The organism is Pseudoalteromonas sp. P1-9, assembly GCF_001399975.1.
Classification (GTDB): Bacteria; Pseudomonadota; Gammaproteobacteria; order Enterobacterales; family Alteromonadaceae; genus Pseudoalteromonas.
On sequence record NZ_LKBD01000110.1, the window covers coordinates 1 to 924 of the forward strand.

1 protein-coding gene is annotated in these 924 nt (G+C 41.5%); it reads left to right on the forward strand.

The genetic code is table 11. The features are described from left to right. Positions 1-924: condensation domain-containing protein (locus AN214_RS21740; protein WP_200911158.1), on the forward strand; the 924-nt coding region annotated here is incomplete at both ends.

Genomic DNA, 924 nt, shown 5'->3' on the forward strand with positions numbered 1-924 from the left:
GATGAGAGCTTTGAATTCATCATTAGCTTCCACCACTCTATTTTAGACGGTTGGAGCCGGGTAAGTCTTACTACCGAGCTTTATCGTTATTACGAAACGCTTCTTTCTGGAGAGGCTCTTGAACCAATTTATACTGACTGGACTTATCGAGACTTCATTGCTCTAGAACTACAAATTCTTAGCGACGACAAAGCAAAGGAGTTTTTTTATGAAATTTTAAGTGAAGCACCTGAAACACAAATTCCTAGAAAAATATCAAGCACAGATAAAGAAATTGATCAGCAAGATCACCGAGTTTTAGAGTTCAATGACTTTTCCGAAAAGCTAGTGAGTCTAGCCAAAACTCTAGGTATGCCTGTTCAAGTTGTTTTACTGACAGGGCATTTTAAAGTGCTTTCACTATTCAGTGGAAACTCACATGCAGTAAGCTCCATTACCATGAATGGCCGTCCAGAACAGGAAGGTGCGGAAGAGAGTCTCGGCTTGTACCTAAACTCGTTGCCATTAGCTGCCTCGCTAGCACCGGGAAATTGGTCTGAACTCCTTAATCAAGTGAATGATACTTACCGTAATGGTATGAAATTCAGGCGATACCCTTTATCGGTTATCCAACAATCATTAACACAGAACTTTGGTGAAGTTTCTTTCAATTACACTCACTTCCACGTCTATGATGAGGCCTCAGAGTCTGCTGAAGAGAAAGGCGTGGAAACCTTGGGGGGTAGCGGCTTCGAGCAAACTAACTATGGTTTAGTAATGAATTTCAGTCGCTTTCCGAAAAGTGACGCTGTTGGTTTCGATATTAGTTTTGATGGAAATTTATATGATCAAAATATTATCGAACGCTTAGGTGAGATGTATGTGCGTGTTTACCAGTCCCTGTTAGCGGACTTAGCGGCGTCCCATCAGTCGAGGTCGTTATTA